We start from the raw sequence: 18,658 nt of genomic DNA, 5'->3' as shown, positions 1-18,658 counted from the left end.
CCCGCCGTGAGGGGCGGGGGGCGGCGCCTGGGCGGCCGGGGCTCAGGCCCGGAGCTCCTTGGGGTTCGTTCCGTACTCGTTGGCGCCGGGGTGGCCCTCGGTCGCCATCAGGATCAGCATCCAGATCCAGCCGACGAACGGGATGAGGCTCACCAGGTACCACCACCCGGACTTTCCGGTGTCGTGCAGGCGCCGCACCGAGACGCCCAGGGACGGGAGGAACACGGCGAGGGTGTAGATCCAGGTGATGACCGGGTAGCTGCCGAGCACGAAGTCGATCACCGTGAGGACGATGACGATCGGGATGTTCCAGAGGACGAACATCCAGTACTCCTGGCGGCGGGCGCGGCCGGCGAAGTCCGCGTACCGCTTGATGACGTCGAGGTAGTAGTTCACGAGTCCCCCCTGAGGACGGAACCAACGGCCCCTCCCACTGGAATGGGCCGGGCCGGACTTATGCCCTCCCAGCGGCGTCCTCAAGCCACTTCGGCCACGCGAATTGGGCCACTTCCCCTGGTTTCAAAGGGAGTTGGCGCCCCGCACCGGCAGGGCACGCCCGAGCGGGGGATGACGGAAGTCTTACGGAAGGGCGTGGCGGCCCCCGCGCGGGCGCGCGGCTCCGTAGCGTCGCCGTCATGCGCGTACTCGTCACCGGAGGAGCCGGGTTCATCGGCTCGCACATCGTCACCGCACTGCGCCGGCACGGCCACGACCCCGTGGTGCTGGACGCCCTGCTCCCCGCCGCCCACCCGGCCCCGCCGCCGCTCCCGGACACCGGCTTCCTGCGGGGAGACGTACGCGATCCCGAGGCGGTCGCGGACGCCCTGCGCGGGGTGGACGCCGTGTGCCACCAGGCCGCGATGGTCGGCCTCGGCAAGGACTTCGCCGACGCCCCCGAGTACGTCTCCGTCAACGACCTCGGCACCGCGGTGCTGCTCGCCCAGATGGCCCGGGCGGGGGTGCGCGGGCTCGTCATGGCCGGGTCGATGGTGGTCTACGGGGAGGGCCGGTACGCGTGCCCGCGCCACGGGGTGGTCCGCCCCGGGCCCCGCCGCGCGGCCGACCTCGAAGCGGGCCGCTTCGAACCCCTCTGCCCCGCCTGCGGGGCGGAGCTCACCCCCGGGCTGGTCGCCGAGGACGCCCCGGCCGACCCCCGGAACGTGTACGCCACCACGAAGCTGGCCCAGGAGCACCTGGCTGCCGCGTGGGCGCGGAGCGTGGACGGCCGGGCGGTGTCGCTGCGCTACCACAACGTGTACGGGCCGGGGATGCCCCGCGACACCCCGTACGCGGGGGTGGCCTCCTTCTTCCGCTCCGCGCTGGCCCGGGGCGAGTCCCCGCGGGTCTTCGAGGACGGCGGGCAGCGGCGGGACTTCGTCCACGTCCGGGACGTCGCGGAGGCCAACGTGGTCGCCCTGGAGGCCCTCGGCAGCCTCCCGGCGGGCGCCTGCACCCCGTACAACACGGGCAGCGGCGAGCCGCGCACGATCGGCGAGATGGCCACGGCCCTGTCCGCCGCCCACGGCGGGCCCGCCCCGGTGGTCACCGGCGAGTACCGGCTGGGCGACGTCCGCCACATCACGGCCGACTCCCAGCGCCTGCGCGACGACCTGGGCTGGCACCCCCGCACGGCCTTCCACGAGGGCATGACGGAATTCGCCCACGCCCCCCAACGCGACTCGGCCACCGCCGGGCTTTGAGGGGTCCCGCCCGGGCTGCACCCCGCACCCGATCCCCGACGACGCCGCCCACATCCAGCCTCGCCGGCGACGCCAGCCATATTCAGCCCGGCGGGGCTGGGTTTGGCTGCGGACCCCGTTTGGCTGCGACCCCGTCAGGGGGTGGCCGGGGAGACGAGGGGGAGGGTCACCTCGAAGCGGCAGCCGCCGGGGACGTTGCGGACGGCGGTGCGGCCCGCGTGGGCCTCCACGATGCCCCGTACGATCGCCAGCCCCAGCCCCGCCCCCGCACCGCACCCCGCCGCCATCGCCCCCGCCGGAGGCAAGGGCGTGCGGGCCGCCGCGCCCCGCCACCCCGTGTCGAACACCCTCGGCAGGTCCTCCGCCGGAATGCCCCCGCAGCCGTCGGTCACCGACAGCACCACCACCCCGTCCCGCAGCCCCGTATCGGTGGCGATGGCGACGGTCCCGTCGGCCGGGGTGTGCCGGATCGCGTTGACGAGCAGGTTGGCCAGGACCCGGGTCATCTCCTTGCCGTCGACCTCCACCGGAACCCGTTCCACCCCCTCCCCCACCAGCCGCACCCCGTGCTCGCGGGCCAGCGGATCGACCCCCGACAGCGCGTCCCCGACCAGGTCGTACAGCGACATCCGGCTCGGGCTCAGCGCCAGCGCCCCCGCGTGGATGCGCGACAGCTCGAACAGGTCCCCGACCATCGTGTTGAGCCGTTCCACCTCGATGCGGATCTGCCGGTGGTAGCGGGCCGGGTCGGCGGCCATGCCGTCCTCCAGCGCCTCCGACATCGCCCGCAGCCCGGCCAGCGGGGTCCGCAGGTCGTGCGAGATCCAGGCGACGAGCTCCCGCCGCGAGGCCTCCAGCGCGCGTTCCCGCTCCCGCGAGGCGGCCAGCCGGTCGCTGGTCGCGGCGAGTTCCCGGGACAGCGCGTCCAGTTCGGCGGTGGTCTGCCCCGGCGGTGCCGCGAAGTGCCCGCCGTCGCCGAAGTCCCGCGCGGCCAGGGAGAGTTCCCTGCTCCGGGCGACCACCCACCGGCCCAGCAGCAGCGCGGTGGCCAGCGAGACCACCGCGGCCATCGCCACCACCAGGGTGATCACGGCCAGGTCGTGCGGGGACAGGAACATCGCCCGGGCCACGGCCAGCGTCCCGGCCAGCATGGCCGTGACGGTGACCCCGGCGACCACCGCGAGGGACACCGCCACCGACCGGCGCCGCACCAGCCGCAGCACGCCCGCCCCCAGCACCCCGGCGCACGCGGCGCCGCCGAGCGCGAACACCGCGATGAGCAGGACGTCCCTCATGCCGCCAGCTCCCCGCCGGGCTCGAAGCGGTAGCCGACACCCCACACCGTCTGGATCAGCCGCGGCGAGCCCGGATCGTCCTCGATCTTGGCGCGCAGCCTCCGTACGTGCACCGTCACCGTCGACAGGTCACCGAAGTCCCAGCCCCACACCTCCCGCATCAGCTCCTCCCGCCCGTGCGCCCGCCCCGGATGCCGAAGGAAGTGCGCGAGGAGGTCGAACTCCCGCAGGGTGAGGGCCAGTTCCTCGCCGTCCCGGGTGGCCCGGTGCGTCCCGGGGTCAAGCGAGAGCCCGGCACCGGTCAGCAGCGCGGGCGCCGAAGCCGCGGCCGCCGCGCGGCTGCGGCGCAGGACGGACGTGACGCGCAGGACCAGCTCGCGCGGGCTGAACGGCTTGGTGACGTAGTCGTCGGCCCCGACCTCCAGGCCGGTGATCCGGTCGTCCTCGTCACCGCGCGCGGTCAGCATGATCACCGGTACGGGCCCGCCCGCGCGCAGCCGCCGGCACACCTCCAGCCCGTCGATCCCCGGCAGCATCAGGTCCAGGACCACCAGGTCGGGGCGGGCCCGTCCGGCGGCGGCGAGGGCGGCGGGGCCGTCGCCCGCCTCCTCCACGGCGAACCCGGCCCGCCGCAGGTAGCCCGCGACGACCTCGGAGACGGTGGGGTCGTCGTCGACGACGAGGATCCGCGCGGACGCCGCTTCCATGGTGTTCATGCGGCCCAGCGTCCCATCCGACGGCTCCGGGCGGACCCCCGGCCAGGGACCATCGGGGGTGACGTCCGCGTTTCGTAAGGAGTGCGGAGCCCCGTTCGGGGTCCGCTCTTCCTACGGTGAATCCCGTGACCGTGACCGTGAGTGTTGATGTCGTCCTGCCCTGTCTGAACGAGGCCGAGGCCCTGCCCTGGGTGCTCTCCCGCATCCCGGCCGGCTGGCGGGCCCTGGTCGTGGACAACGGGTCCACCGACGGCTCGGCGGAGATCGCCCGGGCCCTGGGTGCCACGGTGGTGACCGAGACCCGGCGCGGCTTCGGCGCCGCCTGCCACGCCGGGCTGCTCGCCTCCGACGCGGAGGTCGTCTGCTTCTGCGACTGCGACGCCTCTCTGGACCCGGGCCTGCTGACCTCCTTCGTGGCCGCCGTGGCAGCCGGCGAGACCGACCTCGTCCTCGGCCGGCGCAGGCCGCGCGGCCTCGGCGGCTGGCCCGTGCACGCCCGGGCCGGGAACCTCGTGCTGGCCCGGCTGCTGCGCCGCCGGACCGGCCTGCGGCTGCGCGACCTCGGCCCGCTGCGCGCCGCCCGCCGCACCGGCCTGCTGGGGCTGGAGCTCACCGACCGGCGCTCCGGTTACCCGTTGCAGATGGTCGTACGGGCCGCCGACGCGGGCTGGCGGGTGCGGGAGGTGGACGTGCCGTACCTGCCGCGCACCGGCAAGTCGAAGGTGACCGGCACCTGGCGGGGCACCTGGCAGGCCGTCCGCGACATGAGCCGGGTCCTCGCCGAACCCGCCGGGACCGCCGGAGCCGGTGCCCGCGGCCGCGCCGCCGCCGGGGGTGCCCGGTGACGACCCTCCTCGTGATCGCGAAGGAACCCCTGCCCGGCCGGGTCAAGACCCGCCTCACCCCGCCGTTCACCCCGACCGAGGCGGCCGCGCTGGCCGAGGCCGCGCTCGCCGACACCCTGGCCGCCGTCGCCGCGACCCCCGCCGGCCGGCGGGTCCTCGTACTCGACGGTCGGCCCGGGCCCTGGCTGCCGCCCGGCTTCGAGGTGCTCCCGCAGGTGGCCGGAACCCTGGACGAGCGCCTCGCGGCGGCGTTCGGGGCCTGCTCCGGACCGGCGCTGCTGATCGGCATGGACACCCCGCAGGTCACGCCGGAGCTGCTGACCGTGGACTGGGACGGGTACGGGGCCTGGTTCGGGCCCGCCGTGGACGGGGGTTTCTGGGCGCTGGGCCTCGCGGAGCCGGACCCCCGGCTGCTGCGCGGGGTCCCGATGTCCGTCCCCGAGACGGGCGCCGTGCAGTACGAGCGCCTGCGGACGGCCGGGCTGCGGACCGGCCGGCTGCCGCTGCTGCGCGACGTGGACACCGCCGAGGACGCCCGCCTGGTGGCGGCCGAAGCCCCCGGCGGAACCTTCGCGGCCCGGCTGGCGACGCTGCCGGCGGCGACGGCGGCGACGGCAGCCTCGGAGGCGTCGGCAGCCCCGGCGGCACGCCGATGACCGCCGCGCCGGCCTGGACGGCCGACCCGTACACCCTGGCCCTGCGCAGCGGCCGGGGCCCGCTGTTCCTGCGGCGCGGGGACGGCTGGCTGCTCCCGCTCGACGTGGAGCGGTGGTGCGAAGCCCCCGACCACGCCGACCGGACGGTCCTGGGGCGCTGCCGGGGCACGGTGCTCGACATCGGCTGCGGCCCCGGCAGGCTGGTGGCGGCACTGGCCGCCCGGGGGCACCGGGCGCTCGGCATCGACGTGAGCCCCGAGGCGGTGGCCCGTACGGCCCGCGCGGGCGGCAGCGCCCTGCACCGGTCGGTCTTCGACCCCCTTCCGGGCGAGGGGCGCTGGAACACGGCCCTGCTGATCGACGGCAACATCGGCATCGGCGGCGACCCGGCGGCCCTGCTCGGGCGGATGGCCCAGGTGCTGGCCCCCACGGGTGCGTTGATCGTGGAGTGCGAGGACGTCGACGTGGACGAACGCTGCGAGGTCCGGGTCGCCGACGGCCGCGGCGGCGAGGGCGCCCCCTTCACCTGGGCCCGCGTGGGCGTCCTCGCCCTGACCGCCCACGCGACCGCGACGGGCTGGACCCGCACGGAACAATGGACGGCCACCGGCCGCGCCTTCGTGGAACTCCGCCGTTCCGCGTAGGCCCTCGGCTCAGAGGCGTTCGAAGACGTGGGTGTGGCCGATGGACGTGAAGCCGCGCCGGGCGTACCAGTAGCGCGGCCAGTCCTGGGCGTCGGCGATCAGGAAGCGGGTGCCGCAGCCCGCGTCGGCGGCCCACCGTAGCGCCGTGTCCAGGACGGCTCCCGCGTGCCCCCGGCCCAGCTGGGCCACCGCGGTGACCAGGTCCTCGATCTGTGCCGTGCCCGTCGCCGGGTCGGCGTAGAGGTCGGCCCAGGAGGCGATCTCTCCCCCGCCGGTGCGGGAGCCGATGAACCGTACGAGGTCGGCGCCGCGCCGGCGGGCCTCGCGCTGGCCGACGACGGCGCGGATCGTCTCCTCGTCCGCCTCCGGCAGGAAACCCCGCCAGCGCAGGCTGAGCGGGGTCCGCAGCGCGTCGAGGTCCACCTCGTGGGCGGTCGTGGCGTCCGGGACCGGCCCGGTGTGCAGCATGATCAGGTAGGTGGAGTGGGTGTACCCGGCCCGGACCAGCCACGGCGCGCAGGCGGCCGCGGCCGCCTCGTCGAAGATCGAGATCATCCGGTGGCCCAGGTGCCCGAGCGCCTCTTCCGCGCGGGCGGGCAGCGCCGCGGGCTCGACGGCCCGGTCGATGACGATCTGGTTGGCGCTGTAGGAAAGGGAGAACGCGTCGTCGAGGGCGGCGAATCCCCCGGGGAGTCCGACGGTGCGCGCGGCCTGGCGGCGGGCGAAGGCGGTCAGGAAGGCCTTGATCCGCGGGAGCTCGGTACCGGGTTCGGCCGCTATGGCCGGTGTCGGCGGTGTCAGCGCTGTGGACGGTGTGTTCGGTATCCGCGGTGGGTGCGGCGTCGGTGCTGTCGGCGAGGTCATCGGATGCGTCGGCTCGGTCGGCATGGGGCGAGCGTAGGCAACCGCTCCCCGCGCCCGCCCCCCGTTTTCCGCCTCATCCGCGCGGGCGGCTCCGGCGCCCGCGGCGCACCAGCGCGACGACGGCCGTGACGGCCGCCACCGCGGCGAGCACCACGAGCAGGTTCCGCCCGTACGGCAGCGGCAGGGCCGACGGATTGACCGGCGCCCCGGGCCGCAGCAGCGCGGGCAGCGTGACCAGCACCAGCGCGCCCCCCGTGATCAGGGCTCCGCGTACGAGTCCCCGCGCGGGGACCGCCGCGACCAGCAGCCCGGCGGCCAGCACGAGCGGGGCGATGATCCCGTCGTGCAGGACGAGCGCTCCGCCGAGCCAGACGGCCACGTCCAGCGGGTCGGGCAGCCCGGCCACCAGCCGGCCCCCGATCGCGATCAGCAGCAGGCCGAGCACGCCCAGCGCGTACCGGAAGACCTTCACAGCACCTCCAACAGGGTGACCCACTTGGTCTGGAGCACCCCGGGCCGGTTCGGCGCGATGATCCGCGCCGGGTAGCCGTGGTCGGGGGACAGCACCTGCCCGTTCAGTTCCAGCGCGAGCAGGGTGAGGGGGTCCTCGGCGTAGTCGCGGCCCATCTCCATGACCCGGTAGGCGCCGCTGCCCTCCAGCGAGGTGACGCGCAGCCCGGCGCCCGGCGGGGCGCCCGCCCGGGCGAGGAGGTCCCGGATCCGCACGCCGCTCCAGGCCGCCTGCGCGCTCCAGCCCTCCACGCAGGCGATCGGCAGCCGGGCCCGCGTCTGGGGCAGGGCCCGCAGTTGAGGGAGCGTCAGCGTGTACGGGGCCGGCCCGCGCACCTCCAGCCGCCAGTCCCGCAGCAGCTCGGGCCCGACCCCGGCGGCGGCGGCCGTCCGGTTGACGGGGAGTCCCTGCGGGCCGTGGCCGGGGTGGCGGGGGCCGAGCAGGTCGAGTGCGGCGAGGGGGGTGAAGGACTGCCCGACGGTGGTCACCGTGACCGCGCCGACGGCGGCGGCCGTCCCGAGGAGCAGCGAGCGCCGGTCCGGGCCGTCGGCGGCGGGGAGCTGCCGGGTGCCGGGCGACCGCAGGGTCCAATGGGCCTTGATCTCGGGGGCCTTGAGGGCGATGTGCAGCAGGATCGACCCGGCCGCGACCCAGGCGAGGGCGAAGTGGGTCTCGATGAAGCCGAAGGGCCACGGGTACCACTGGACGATGTTGAGGAGCCCGGTGAAGACCTCCAGCACGGCGGCCGCCACCAGGACCGCGACCGACAGCCGCTCCAGGGCGTGCCGTACGCCGCGCACGGGCGGCCAGACGAAGAGGCGGGGGTAGACGGTCCACAGCTTGACGAGCAGCAGCACGATCGCGGCGATGCCGGTGGCGACGTGCAGGCCCTGGCTGAGCCGGTAGCCCCAGACGGGCCGGGTGGGGAGGGATCCGGCGGCCCAGGCGGGCGGGTGCTGGAGGTAGTGGCTGATCAGCCCGGTCACGAAGCACACGGCGAAGGCGGCACCGAGCCACCGCCCGACGGCGGTAGCGGTCCGCGCGTCGTGCAACCGCCCGGAGAACTCCGGCGGCCGCACCCCGGCCAACACCCCCTGAACCCGGGCGACGAACCTCTCCGTCCCCGGCCCGGCCGGTGCCGGCCCCGACCGGGACGCCTCAGGCCGGGACGGCTCCGCAGAAGACGGCCGCGGGCCGGACGAGCCCGCCTGGGCCCCCTCCGGTGCCGACGGGACCTGCTCGGAGGCCTCCGGTGCCGGCGGGACCTGCTCGGACGCCCCAGGTGCCGACAGGACCTGATCGGACGCCTCCGGTGCCGGCGGTGCCGGTTCGGGCGACTCCGGCTGAGGCGCCTCCGGCGAGGACGGCCGCGGGCCGGAGCGGCCCGGCGGGGGCGTCCGCGACGCGGACGGCTTCGGCTGGGACGCTCCCGGCGCGGGCGGCTGCCGCTCGGACGGTCCCGGCCCGGGCCCGTGCGGCTCGGGCGGCGCAGTGCCGTCGGCCGGTGGCGTGGCGTTCGAGGGGGTGCCCGTGGGCGGGGTGTCGTCCGGGGGGTCGGGGTGGGGTGGGAGGGCGGGAGTCATGTTCCCCATCACACCGCCCCGCGGGCCCCCGTGGGCCGTCCGACACCTTACGAAACGCGGACACCGGGCCAGGTCGCAGGCCCGGCGGCGGCCCGCGCTGCCAGGCTGGCGACCATGAACAGCCCCCGCCCCCACCCGCGCGGCCGCGGTCCCCGCGGCTCCCGCGGCCCGGTCGCCGTGACCGCGCTGCTGCTCGCCGCCCTGACCGCCGTGCTCGTGGCCGCCGTCCGCTACGACGGCTTCTTCACCGCCCCCGCCGGACTCCTCGGCTGGTACGCGGCCGCCTGGGCCCTGTTCGCCGCGGCCGCCTGGTCGCTGCGCCGGGTGCGGGCCCGCCACGTGGTCCCCCTCGTGCTCGCCGGGGCGCTGGCGGTGGCCGGCGCCGGGCTGGCCGGGCCGCCGCTGACGAGTACGGACTCCTACCGCTACGCCTGGGACGGCCGGGTGCAGGCCGCCGGGATCTCCCCGTACGACCACGCCCCGGCGGACCCCGCGCTGCGCGGCCTGCGCGACGCCTGGCTCTTCCCCCGCGACTCCGCCCCCTGCGCCGACCCCTACCTGGCCCCCGTCGAGCCGGGGGTCTGCACCCGCATCAACCGGCCCGGCGTGCACACCATCTACCCGCCCGTCGCAGAGGGTTACTTCGCGCTGGTGCACTTCCTCTCCCCGCCCGGCGTACGCCACAAGGCGCTCCAGACCGGCGGAGCCCTGACCGCGCTCGCCGTGACCGCGGCGCTGCTGCTCGTCCTGCGCCGCCGACGCGCGGACCCGCGTACGGCGGCGTACTGGGCATGGTGCCCGGCCGTGGCGGTGGAGGCGGTGAACAACGCGCACGTGGACGGGCTCGCCGTCCTGCTGTCGGTGGCCGCACTCGGGGTGGTGGTGCGCCGACGGGCCCTGGGCGGCGCCCTGTTCGGCCTGGGCATCGCCGCGAAGCTGCTGCCCGCGGTCCTGCTGCCGGGCGCGCTGGCCGGCGTACGGCGGTGGCGGGACGCGGCCGCGCTGCTGCTGCCCGCCGCGGCGGTCGTGGGGCTGGCGTACCTGCCGTACGTACTGGCGTCCCGCTCGTCGGTCTTCGGCTACCTGGGCGGATACGCCGAGGAGGAGGGGTACGGGGATCCCGGCGCGGGCGGCCGGTACGCGCTGCTGCGGCTGGTGCTCCCGGACGCGTGGGCGGTTCCGGCGGTGGTGCTCGGGACGCTCGCGGTGGTGGCGTACGTCTGGTGGCGCGGTGATCCCGAACGGCCGTGGAGCGGCGCCCTGTTGGTGACGGGCACGGCCTTCCTGCTGATGACCCCGGGGTACTCCTGGTACGCGCTGCTGCTGGTCGCGCTGGTGGCCCTGGACGGCCGGGCCGAGTGGCTGGGGGTGGCCGTGGCGGGCGCGGCGGTGTACGTGGGCAGGGTGCCGCTGGGCGGGGCGACCGTACAGATGGCGTACGGGCTGGCGGGCGCGGCGGTGCTCGCCGGATGGGCGGTGCGCCGCCGCGCCGGGGCCCGGGACGACGAGGGGGCTCGTCCCGGGCGGGTGGCGGCGGGTCAGCCGATGTGGAAGGAGTCTCCGTAGACCTTCCAGTCGAGCGGGGTGTTGAGGCCCAGGTTGCCCTTCTTGAGCCACACCCGCTGCGCCGTGTCGACGCGGCTGGTGTCGCTGTGCGCCTCCTCCTGCTTCATCGCCCAGACGCGGGCGTCGAGGAAGGCGTTCAGCCAGGTGGTCTCGTTGCCGCCCTGGGCCGGGGGCTTGGCCTTGGAGAGGGCGCGCTTGCGGATGTTGCGGAAGCTGGTGGAGTCGCCGCCGTCGCCGTGCATGACGATGGCGTCGTAGTACATGAACTGGCCGAGGGTGCCGACGCCGTCGCTCTTGCCCTGCGTGACGGCGGGGTTGAAGTAGACCCGGTCGCGCTCGTGGTCCTGGGCCTTCTTGAACTCGCTGTCGGCGGCGGCCTTGGCCCAGTCCTTGGTGAAGTTGGGGTCCAGGCCCTGGTGCGAGTCGGTGCCGTTGACCTTGCGCAGGGCGGGGAGGTACTTGGCGAGGACGTTGCCCGGCTTGACCTGCGTGTAGTACTCGACGAGGTCGAGCATGTCGCCGGTGCCGGAACAGAAGCCGATGATCCCGGCGGTGTAGCCGCGCTCGTCGCCTATGTCCTCGATGTACTTGTACTGCGCCTTCCAGTCCAGCGAGGAGTTCTCCGCGCTGGAGACGATCTGCATGGCGATGTCCTTCTTCGCCGGGTCGTCGAGCCCGGTCGCCGCGGCCGCGGCGGGGGCCGACGCCGCCGGGGCGGCCGCCGGGACGGCGGTGGCGTGCGCCGCGGCCGGGGCGGCGAGGAGGGCGGCGCCGAGCAGCGCGCCGATCGTCAGCGTCTTGCGGTGGGGAGTGAACACAGGGCCTCCGTACGGTGGTTGAGTCTTTCCCGACTTCGTTAGGAAACTTTACTACCAGAGATCTGGAGCCGGGAACACCCCTGCGGAAGATCTCCGGAAGAGACCAATCCGCGCGGGGTACCGGCTCCGAAGCCCTCCATGACGATGACCACGACCGCCGCCACCACCGCCGCCGCCACCGTCCCGGAGGACCGCCATGACCCGTACGCGACCCCGCAGTCCCGCAGTCCACGGGCGAAGGGGGCCCGCGTGAGGCGGCCCGTCCCCTTCGGCGCGCCGCCGGCACGGTCCGCCCCCGATCTGCCGGCCCTGATGGAGCGCGTTTCGCGCGGCGACCAGGACGCCTTCGCGGCGCTCTACGACGTGGTCGCGGGCCCCGTCCTCGGCATCGTCGTCAGGGTGCTGCGGGACCGGGCCCAGTCCGAGGAGGTCGCCCAGGAGGTGCTGATCGAGGTCTGGCGGCAGGCCCCGCGCTACCGCCCCGACAAGGGCACCGTCATGACGTGGGTGCTGACCATCGCGCACCGCCGCGCGGTGGACCGGGTCCGCTCGGCCCAGGCGGCGACGGCCCGCGAACAGGACACTGCGGCGCGGGAGCACGCGCGGCCCTACGACGAGGTGAGCGAGCAGGTGGAGATCCGGCTGGAGAGCGAACAGGTACGGCGCTGCGTGCGCGGGCTGACCGAACTCCAGCGGCAGGCCGTCCATTTGGCCTACTACGGCGGGCTCACCTACCGGGAGGTGGCCGAGACGCTGAACACCCCGCTGCCGACGGTCAAGACGCGGCTGCGCGACGGGCTGATCCGGCTGCGCGACTGCATGGGGGTCACGGCATGAGCCGCGCCGCGACCGACGCCGGGCAGTGGCACGCCCTCTCCGGCGCCTACGCCCTGGACGCGCTGGAGCGGGCCGAACGGGACGCCTTCGAGCGGCACTTGGCGCACTGCCCCCAATGTGCGCAGGACGTACGGGAGTTCACGGCGACGGCCGCCCGGCTCGGCGCGGCCGTCGCACTGCCCGCCCCGCCCGGCATGCGGGCGGCGGTCCTGGGACGGATCGACGGGGTCCGCCAACTGCCTCCGGCGCGGCGGAGCATCGTCCCCCTGCGCCGACGCGCACTGCCGATGGCGCTCGCGGCCTGCCTGACCGGGGTCCTGGCCCTGGGCGGGGCCGCGGTGTGGGAACACGAGCGGGCCGGGCAGGCGGCCGGAGCCCTCGACGGCCTGGCGGCGGTACTGGCCGCCCCGGACGCCCGTACGGTGACCGGCCGGTCGGCGTCCGGCGCGACGGCGAAGGTGGTCGTGTCCCCCTCCCGGGACCAGGCGGCCTTCCTGGGCTCGGGACTGCCGCAGGCCCCTCCGGGGCGCACGTACCAGCTGTGGCTCGCGGACGGCGGCGTGATGCGCCCCGCGGGTCTGACGACCGGCGACGGCGGGTCCGTCCTGACCGCCCCCGTCGGCCACGCCACGGCAGTGGGCCTCACCCTGGAACCCTCAGGCGGCTCCCCCCACCCGACGACCACCCCCCTGATGCTCCTCCCCCTCCCCCACTGACGGCCGATGCCGGGACGGCCCGGCCAACGGGCGAGCCCCGATCCATGACGCGGGGCCAGTGGCGGGGCGGCGGCGAGGCGAAGCGGGCCACGGCCGGGGCGGGGCAGACCGGCCAGCCCACGGACCGGCCCGGGCAGGTCGGTCGGCTGATCCGCCGCTCCGCCGACCGCTCCGCCGGTCGCTCCGCCGGTCGCTCCGCCGGCCGGTCGGATCATCGACCAAGCCGGGGGGCCCGCGACCGGCGAACACCCGCTCCCTCGCCCGGCCGGCCGGCCGGCCACAGTGCCCGTAACGGCATGGACGCCTACGCCGCGCCGGCGCGTCGAGCCAGGGGCCAGGGCAGCCCCGCGCGTCGTCCGCGATGTCCCGCGCGCGGGATCTGGCACATGCGGGCATGGACGGGGCATCCTTGCGCACATGCGACCCTGAACGGCCGCAAGAGCTCTCATGCACGCCCCAGCCCCGGATCACGTCCGTCCGGGCGCACCGAACGCAAGGAGGCGCCGATGGCCCTCGTCGTGATCCGCCACGCACCCCCACCCGCCCCCGACCCGCTCGATGCGCTCGACCCGTTGGCCCCGGCGCAGGCCGCCGCCCTCAGCCCGGCCCCGGCCACCGTGCCGAACCCCGCCCTCTGCGCCGCCCTCGACGCTGTCATCGGCTCCGCCACTGCGGGGGGGGCCGAGGTTCGGCGTTGTGATCCCTGGTCGGGGGAGCCGTTGCCGGAGGGGCTGGGGGGTATCGAGGGGCTGGTGCTGACCGGGGACACGCCCGAGGCGCTGCCGCTGCTGCGGGAGGCGCTCGCCGCCGAGGTTCCCGTGCTGGCCCTGGGCGGCGGGGCGGCCCTGCTGGCCCGCGCCGCGGGTTCGGCGGCATCGCCCGGCCCCCGGGAACCCGAAGCGGCCGACCCCCTCCTCGGCGGCGGCGCCGCCCCCGCCTTCCGCGTCGGCGGCAGCGCCTGGGGACTGGCGGCCCCGCCGGCCGGCGAAGGGGCCGGGGGCCTGCTCGGCCGGTTCGCGGCGCTCGTGGCGGGCCGGGCCGAACACACCGCCACCCGGGCCTTCTTCACCCCGCGCGCCGACGCCTGGGAGGAGAGGTTCGCCTACCAGACCCCGGCCTACGAGGCGGCCGTGGCCCGGATGCGGCTGGCCCCGGGCCAGACGGCGCTCGACCTCGGCTGCGGCAGCGGCCGGGCGCTGCCCGCGCTGCGGCGGCTGGTCGGCGCGTCCGGCACGGTCCTCGGGGTCGACCTCACCCCGGCCATGCTCACGGCAGCAGCCCGCATCGGCCGCGGCGGCCCGGGGCGGCTGCTCCTGCTGGCCGACTGCGCACGCCTCCCCCTGGCCGCCGGGACGGTACACGGCATCTTCGCCGCCGGGCTGCTGGACCACCTGCCGAAGCCGCGCACCGCACTCGCCGAGTGGGCCCGCGTGTGCGCGCCCGGCGGTGAGCTGCTGCTGTTCCACCCCTCCGGCCGTGCCGAACGGGCCGCCCGGCACGGCCGCCCGCTCAGCCCCGACGACCCCCTCGCCGAGCCGAACCTCCGCCCGGCGCTGGAGGCGACGGGCTGGCGCCTCGCGGAGTACGAGGACACCCCGGACCACTTCCTGGCCCGCGCCCGCCACCCGTGATCAGGCCCCCTGGGTCCCCTCGGCGCCCCGCACGGCCTCCTCGGGCAGGTTCAGCTGCCAGGAGACGCCGAAGCGGTCGTTGACCCAGCCGAATCTGGGGCTGAAGCCGTACGAACCCACGGGCATCAGCTCCTGGCCCCCGTCGGCGAGGGCCGCGTAGAGGCCGTCGAGCTCGGCGGCGCTCTCGCACTCCACGAAGAGCGACACCGCCGGGGTGAAGCCGAAGGCGTGCTTGACGTAGCTGTCGATGCAGATGAACCGCTGGCCGGCGAGCGAGAAGGTGGCCTTCACCACCTTGCCCTCCTCGCCGGGTCCCTCGGCGCCGTAGCGGGTGATGTCGATGACCTCGGAGTCCTCGAACAGCGAGGTGTAGAAGGTCAGCGCTTCCTCCGCCCTGCCCTCGAACATCAGGAACGTGGTGATCTTCTGTGGCAGCGAGGCCATCGTGCCCGCCTTCCGCGTGGTGGTGCGTGATCGTGTGAGCCCTTCGCTTCCGAGGCTAGGACACACCTCTGACACCGGCCCCTCAGAACCGGTCCGGGCCGGTCAGAGCCAGTCCGGGCAGGCCCGGTCACGGCCCGCCGTCACCGCTCAGAGCCAGCCGTTGCGCCGGAAGCCGCGGTGGATGACGAAGCAGGCGACCGCCATGACGCAGACGACGATCGGGTACCCGTACGTCCAGTGCAGTTCGGGCATGTTGTCGAAGTTCATGCCGTACACGCCGCAGACCATCGTCGGGACGGCGACGATCGCCGCCCAGGCCGTGATCTTGCGCATGTCCTCGTTCTGGGCGACCGTCACCTGCGCCAGGTGGGCCTGGAGGACGGAGTCGAGGAGGCCGTCGTAGGCGCCGATCTGTTCCGTGGCACGGGTCAGGTGGTCGTAGACGTCACGGAAGTAGGCGCGGACCTCCGCCGGGATGACCGGTATCGGCTCCGTGGCCAGGTGCTGGAGGGGCCGGCTCAGCGGGGACACCGCCCGTCGCAGTTCGAGGAGTTCGCGCTTGAGCTGGTAGATCCGGCCCGCGTCCCCGCGGCCGCCGTACTCGCTGAACACGGCCGTCTCGACCGCGTCCATGTCGTTCTGCACGGCGTCCGTGACGGCCACGTAGTCGTCGACCACGTGGTCCGCGATGGCGTGCAGGACCGCCGCCGGCCCCTTGGCCAGCTGCTCCGGCCGGTCCTCCAGGGCCTCCCGGACGGGGCCGAGGGTGCCCCGGCCGCCGTGCCGGATGGTGATGACGAAGTCCTCGCCGACGAAGGCCATCAGTTCGCCGGTCTCGACGACCTCGCTGTTCGCCGTCAGTTCCTCGTGCTCGACGTAGCGGACGGTCTTGAAGACGGCGAAGAGGGTGTCGTCGTAGCGCTCCACCTTCGGGCGCTGGTGGGCGAGGACGGCGTCCTCGACGGCGAGCGGGTGCAGGCCGAACAGCACGGCGAGCCCGGCGAGCTCCGCCTGCGAGGGCTCGTGCAGGCCGATCCAGACGAAGCCGTCGCCCGTCTTGCGGACCCGGCGCAGCGCCTCCTCGACCTCGGCGCAGTCCTCCTGGCGGATTCCGTCCCGGTAGACGAGGCAGTTGACGACGGCGCTGCCGAGCGGGGAGCGGGCCGGGTGGCTGAGGTCGACGGCCCGCCGGTAGCCGCGGCGCACGGCCCGGCGCAGGTTGCTGAACATGGACAAGGACGTACTCCCCTTCGGCGGATCAGCGGCCAGTCTGCCACCGCCCCGCGGTCTCCCCCTCCCGGCTCCCCTCCCGGAGGGCCGCGCCGCACTACACCGGCCGCAGCTCCTCGCACGCGCTCTGCGCGACCACCGCCGCGACCAGGGCCAGCGCGGGCGAGTCCAGCTTCCACTGCTGCCAGTACAGCGGTACGTCCAGCGGGCGCCGCGGTGCCAGCGGCAGCAGCGCCCCGGACGCGATCAGCGGCTCCGCCTGCGCCTGCGGCACCAGCCCCCACCCGAGCCCGGCGGCCACCGCGTCCCGGAACCCCTCCGAGGTGGGCACCTGGTGGCGGGCCCGGGAGGCGCCCGCGCCGCCGCCGGTGAGGTCGCGTACGTAGGCGTCCTGGAGTTCGTCGCGCCGGTCGAACACGATCAGCGGCGCCTCGGGCAGGTCCCGTTCCAGTGCTCCCGTCAGGTGCCGGGCGGCGAAGCCGGGACTGGCCACCAGCAGGTAGCGCACCAGCCCCAGCGCGCGCACCGTGCAGCCCGCGACCGGGTCCGGAGAGGAGGTGACGGCCGCCATCACCTGGCCCTCGCGCAGCAGCGCGGTCGTATGGGCCTCGTCCTCCCGGTACAGCTCGAAGCAGACCGGCGGATCCTGCGGCACCCGGGTGAGCGCGGGCAGGAACCAGGTGGCCAGCGAGTCCGCGTTGACCGCGATGGGCAGCCGCACCGGGCCGAGCCCGTCGGCGGCCCCCATGCCCAGCTCGGCCCCCGCGTCCCGTTCCAGCCGGGCCAGCTGCCGGGCGAAGCGGATCACCACCTGCCCGGACTCGGTCGGCCGCACCGGCTTGGTCCGCATCAGCAGCACCCGCCCGGTGCGCTGCTCCAGGGCCTTGACGCGCTGGCTGACGGCGGAGGGCGTCACGTGCAGGGCCGAGGCGGCCGCGTCGAAGGTCCCCTCGTCGACGACCGCGAGCAGGGTCCGCACCTGGTCCAGGGGAAGCTCGTCCATCATGAGCGCTAAGGGTACGTAAAAATCTTTAGCTGTACTGATACGCCACGCGCTGCCTACGGTCGGACCCATGAACAGCGGCATCACCACAGCAGCCCTGGCCGGCTTCGGCACCGGCCTCTCCCTCATCGTCGCCATCGGCGCCCAGAACGCCTTCGTCCTGCGCCAGGGCGCGCGCCGGCACGCCGTGCTCGCCGTGGTCGCCATCTGCGCCGTGTCCGACGCGGCCCTCATCGCCCTCGGCGTGGCCGGGGTCGGCGCCTTCGTCACCGCCTGGCCCGCGGCCCTGACCGCCGTCGCCGTCGCGGGCGGCCTCTTCCTCGTCTCCTACGGGGTCCTCGCGGCGCGCCGGGTGCTGCGCCCCACCCCGGGCGCGTCCCTCGCCACCGGGGGCGCCACCGCCGGTTCCGCCCGGACGGCGGTGCTGACCTGCCTGGCCATGACCTGGCTCAACCCGCACGTGTACCTGGACACCGTCCTGCTGGTCGGGTCGCTCGCCGCCGACCGGGGCGACCTGCGCTGGGCCTTCGGCATCGGGGCCGCGCTGGCCAGCCTGATCTGGTTCGGCGCGCTCGGCTACGGGGCCCGGCTGCTCAGCGGGCTGCTCGCGCGGCCGGCCGCGTGGCGGGTGCTGGACGGCCTGGTCGCCGCGACCATGGTGACGATGGGCGGCCTCCTGCTGGCCCGGGCCTGAGGCCCGCGCCCTGCCAGGGGCCGGTCGGCCGGCCCGGCCCCGACCCCGGCCGGGCCGCCGCGGCGCCCCGGAGCGATCGTGGTACTGATGCCCGGTACCCCGGGCGCCCGTACCCGACGCCACCTCCAGGAGCCGCCACCGTGCCCGACCGCCCGTCCCCGGCCGGACCGCCCCCGGGATCGCCCGACACGCCCCCGTCCCCCGACGCCGTGCGCGCGTACTACGCCACCCGGTCCGCCCCGCTCGTCGCCGCGACCGGGGTCGTGCTGGACACCCGCGGGCGGGTCCTCGTACTGACCCCCTCCTACAAGGACGGCCTGGAGCTGCCCGGCGGCACGGTGGAGGACACCGAAACCCCGGAGGAGGGGCTCGCCCGCGAACTGCGGGAGGAGCTCGACCTGTCCGTCCCCGTCGGCCGGCTGCTGGCCGTGGACTCCTGTCCGCCCGGCGCGCTCGGGCGCTCGCTGGTGGTCCACGTCCACCTCGTGGGCCCGCTCTCCCCCGACCGCGCCGCCGCCCTCTCCTTTCCCGACGGCGAGATCAGCGAGGCCCACTGGCTCCCCCCGGACGAGGCCGCGCGCCGGCTCCCCGACCGGATCGCGCCCCGGCTGCGCGCCGCGGTGGCCGCGCTGCGCACCGGTTCCCTGGCGCACCTGGTCGACGGCGTCCCCCAGCCCGGCTCGCCCGCGGGCCTCGACCCGGCGGTCCGGGTGGCCCTGGAACACGCCAGCGGCTACGACGAGGCCGGGCACCGCGCCGCCCGGCCCAAGGCGCTGACCGCCGCGAACGTGCTGTTCACCGACCGGTCCGGCGGGGTGCTGCTGGTGCGGCCCGGGTACGGCGAGCCGGACCGCTGGCTGCTGCCCGGCGGCGGCGTCGACAGCGACCTCGGCGAGACCCCCCGG

General features: G+C 75.6%; 20 protein-coding genes. 10 read left to right on the top strand and 10 right to left on the bottom strand.

Annotation, left to right across the window (positions count from 1 at the left end; genetic code table 11):
* Positions 1-42: 42 nt before the first annotated feature.
* Positions 43-396, bottom strand: coding sequence for a DUF805 domain-containing protein (locus ACFV0Q_RS22830; protein ID WP_385008128.1), 354 nt, complete (start codon positions 394-396; stop codon positions 43-45).
* 239 nt (positions 397-635) lie between these two features.
* Between ACFV0Q_RS22830 and ACFV0Q_RS22825 the strand changes: the two genes are divergently transcribed.
* Positions 636-1,700, top strand: a complete 1,065-nt coding sequence (locus ACFV0Q_RS22825) for an NAD-dependent epimerase/dehydratase family protein (protein ID WP_385008126.1) — start codon at positions 636-638, stop codon at positions 1,698-1,700.
* Between the two features lie 134 nt (positions 1,701-1,834).
* Here the strand turns inward: ACFV0Q_RS22825 and ACFV0Q_RS22820 are convergent, their stop codons facing one another.
* Complete coding sequence (locus ACFV0Q_RS22820) at positions 1,835-2,995, bottom strand: sensor histidine kinase (RefSeq protein ID WP_385008124.1); 1,161 nt, start codon at positions 2,993-2,995, stop codon at positions 1,835-1,837.
* The gene (locus tag ACFV0Q_RS22815) at positions 2,992-3,711 is read right to left on the bottom strand and encodes a response regulator (protein ID WP_385008122.1); all 720 of its coding nucleotides are present in this window, start codon (positions 3,709-3,711) and stop codon (positions 2,992-2,994) included. Before ACFV0Q_RS22815 ends, ACFV0Q_RS22820 begins: the two co-directional genes overlap by 4 nt.
* A gap of 125 nt (positions 3,712-3,836) precedes the next feature.
* On the opposite strand from ACFV0Q_RS22815, the gene ACFV0Q_RS22810 reads away from it, so the two are divergent.
* Genes ACFV0Q_RS22810 through ACFV0Q_RS22800 form a run of 3 tightly spaced genes read left to right on the top strand, consistent with a single transcriptional unit; the run spans position 3,837 to position 5,856 of the window.
* The gene (locus ACFV0Q_RS22810) at positions 3,837-4,556 is read left to right on the top strand and encodes a glycosyltransferase family 2 protein (RefSeq protein ID WP_385008121.1); all 720 of its coding nucleotides are present in this window, start codon (positions 3,837-3,839) and stop codon (positions 4,554-4,556) included.
* Positions 4,553-5,212: a DUF2064 domain-containing protein gene (locus tag ACFV0Q_RS22805; RefSeq protein WP_385008119.1), complete on the top strand. Its 660-nt coding sequence runs from the start codon at positions 4,553-4,555 to the stop codon at positions 5,210-5,212. Before ACFV0Q_RS22810 ends, ACFV0Q_RS22805 begins: the two co-directional genes overlap by 4 nt.
* Positions 5,209-5,856, top strand: coding sequence for a methyltransferase domain-containing protein (locus ACFV0Q_RS22800; protein ID WP_385008117.1), 648 nt, complete (start codon positions 5,209-5,211; stop codon positions 5,854-5,856). The genes ACFV0Q_RS22805 and ACFV0Q_RS22800 overlap by 4 nt, the downstream gene beginning before the upstream one ends.
* 9 nt (positions 5,857-5,865) lie before the next feature.
* On the opposite strand, the gene ACFV0Q_RS22795 is transcribed toward ACFV0Q_RS22800, so the two are convergent.
* Genes ACFV0Q_RS22795 through ACFV0Q_RS22785 form a run of 3 tightly spaced genes read right to left on the bottom strand, consistent with a single transcriptional unit; the run spans position 5,866 to position 8,283 of the window.
* Complete coding sequence (locus tag ACFV0Q_RS22795; RefSeq protein ID WP_385008115.1) at positions 5,866-6,744, bottom strand: GNAT family N-acetyltransferase; 879 nt, start codon at positions 6,742-6,744, stop codon at positions 5,866-5,868.
* Between the two features lie 49 nt (positions 6,745-6,793).
* Positions 6,794-7,192, bottom strand: coding sequence for a hypothetical protein (locus tag ACFV0Q_RS22790; protein ID WP_385008113.1), 399 nt, complete (start codon positions 7,190-7,192; stop codon positions 6,794-6,796).
* A complete protein-coding gene (locus tag ACFV0Q_RS22785) occupies positions 7,189-8,283 on the bottom strand; it encodes a molybdopterin-dependent oxidoreductase (protein WP_385008111.1) in 1,095 nt (364 codons plus the stop codon). The genes ACFV0Q_RS22790 and ACFV0Q_RS22785 overlap by 4 nt, the downstream gene beginning before the upstream one ends.
* 645 nt (positions 8,284-8,928) lie before the next feature.
* Between ACFV0Q_RS22785 and ACFV0Q_RS22780 the strand changes: the two genes are divergently transcribed.
* Positions 8,929-10,380, top strand: coding sequence for a glycosyltransferase family 87 protein (locus ACFV0Q_RS22780; RefSeq protein ID WP_385008109.1), 1,452 nt, complete (start codon positions 8,929-8,931; stop codon positions 10,378-10,380).
* Here ACFV0Q_RS22780 and ACFV0Q_RS22775 read toward each other — a convergent pair.
* Complete coding sequence (locus ACFV0Q_RS22775) at positions 10,353-11,198, bottom strand: chitosanase (protein WP_385008107.1); 846 nt, start codon at positions 11,196-11,198, stop codon at positions 10,353-10,355. The genes ACFV0Q_RS22780 and ACFV0Q_RS22775 overlap by 28 nt on opposite strands.
* A gap of 249 nt (positions 11,199-11,447) precedes the next feature.
* On the opposite strand from ACFV0Q_RS22775, the gene ACFV0Q_RS22770 reads away from it, so the two are divergent.
* The 3 genes from ACFV0Q_RS22770 to ACFV0Q_RS22760 all read left to right on the top strand — a co-directional run bounded on the left by ACFV0Q_RS22770 (position 11,448) and on the right by ACFV0Q_RS22760 (position 14,382).
* On the top strand, positions 11,448-12,035 hold the full coding sequence (locus ACFV0Q_RS22770; protein ID WP_385008132.1) for a sigma-70 family RNA polymerase sigma factor: 588 nt from the start codon (positions 11,448-11,450) through the stop codon (positions 12,033-12,035).
* On the top strand, positions 12,032-12,751 hold the full coding sequence (locus ACFV0Q_RS22765; protein ID WP_385008105.1) for an anti-sigma factor domain-containing protein: 720 nt from the start codon (positions 12,032-12,034) through the stop codon (positions 12,749-12,751). The genes ACFV0Q_RS22770 and ACFV0Q_RS22765 overlap by 4 nt, the downstream gene beginning before the upstream one ends.
* 506 nt (positions 12,752-13,257) lie before the next feature.
* A complete protein-coding gene (locus tag ACFV0Q_RS22760) occupies positions 13,258-14,382 on the top strand; it encodes a class I SAM-dependent methyltransferase (RefSeq protein ID WP_385008103.1) in 1,125 nt (374 codons plus the stop codon).
* Here the strand turns inward: ACFV0Q_RS22760 and ACFV0Q_RS22755 are convergent, their stop codons facing one another.
* The 3 genes from ACFV0Q_RS22755 to ACFV0Q_RS22745 all read right to left on the bottom strand — a co-directional run bounded on the left by ACFV0Q_RS22755 (position 14,383) and on the right by ACFV0Q_RS22745 (position 17,059).
* Positions 14,383-14,826, bottom strand: coding sequence for a VOC family protein (locus ACFV0Q_RS22755; protein WP_385008101.1), 444 nt, complete (start codon positions 14,824-14,826; stop codon positions 14,383-14,385).
* A gap of 147 nt (positions 14,827-14,973) precedes the next feature.
* Positions 14,974-16,056 (bottom strand): magnesium/cobalt transporter CorA, encoded by a 1,083-nt coding sequence (corA, locus tag ACFV0Q_RS22750; RefSeq protein WP_385008099.1) that lies wholly within the window; start codon positions 16,054-16,056, stop codon positions 14,974-14,976.
* A 97-nt stretch (positions 16,057-16,153) separates the two neighbouring features.
* A complete protein-coding gene (locus ACFV0Q_RS22745) occupies positions 16,154-17,059 on the bottom strand; it encodes a LysR family transcriptional regulator ArgP (protein WP_385008130.1) in 906 nt (301 codons plus the stop codon).
* Between the two features lie 70 nt (positions 17,060-17,129).
* Here ACFV0Q_RS22745 and ACFV0Q_RS22740 point away from each other — a divergent pair, with 70 nt between their 5' ends.
* Both ACFV0Q_RS22740 and ACFV0Q_RS22735 read left to right on the top strand, forming a co-directional pair.
* Positions 17,130-17,753 carry a LysE/ArgO family amino acid transporter gene (locus ACFV0Q_RS22740; protein ID WP_385008097.1) on the top strand — a complete coding sequence of 208 codons (624 nt, stop codon included), beginning with the start codon at positions 17,130-17,132 and terminating at the stop codon, positions 17,751-17,753.
* A 140-nt stretch (positions 17,754-17,893) separates the two neighbouring features.
* Positions 17,894-18,658: NUDIX domain-containing protein (locus ACFV0Q_RS22735; RefSeq protein WP_385008095.1), on the top strand; the 765-nt coding region annotated here is incomplete at its 3' end.

This window comes from Streptomyces sp. NPDC059564 (genome assembly GCF_042735575.1).
In the GTDB taxonomy this organism is placed as follows: Bacteria; Actinomycetota; Actinomycetes; order Streptomycetales; family Streptomycetaceae; genus Streptomyces.
This window is presented reverse-complemented; position numbering and strand designations above follow the sequence as displayed.